Origin of the sequence: Bacillus cereus group sp. BceL220 (assembly GCF_051776965.1) — a bacterium.
In the GTDB taxonomy this organism is placed as follows: Bacteria; Bacillota; Bacilli; order Bacillales; family Bacillaceae_G; genus Bacillus_A; species Bacillus_A cereus.
Map to the genome: position 1 here is coordinate 1 of NZ_JBPWBC010000057.1, position 457 is coordinate 457.

Genomic DNA, 457 nt, shown 5'->3' on the forward strand with positions numbered 1-457 from the left:
TCGAAACACAAGGAATTGATGCCCTTCAATCTAAGAAAAAGGGGCGTCCATCCATGAAAAAAGATTCAAATAAACAATTAAAACAACCTTTAGCTGAAGGGTCAGTCGAAGCACTTGAAGCACGCATTAAACAGCTTGAGATGGAAAATGAGTACTTAAAAAAGTTAAATGCCTTAGTTCAAAACAAGGAAAAATTACAAAACAAGACAAAGCGCAAGTAGTCTATGAATTAAGGCATAAATATTCGGTGAAGGCACTCGTGGAGCTAGCTACTATTCCTCGAAGCACATATTATGATTTAGTAAAGAAAATGAATCGTCCAGATCTAGATGCCGATTTGAAAGCGGAGATTAAAGCGATTTATGAGGAAAATGAAGGTCGTTATGGTTACCGTCGCATTCGTGATGAATTAACGAATCGTGGCCAGAAAGTGAACCACAAGAAGGTTCAGCGCATT

Annotated in this window: 1 pseudogene; it reads left to right on the top strand. The window is 38.1% G+C overall.

The features are described 5' to 3' along the window. A pseudogene (locus tag ACS2FK_RS30500) lies at positions 1 to 457 on the top strand (IS3 family transposase); the annotation flags it as partial.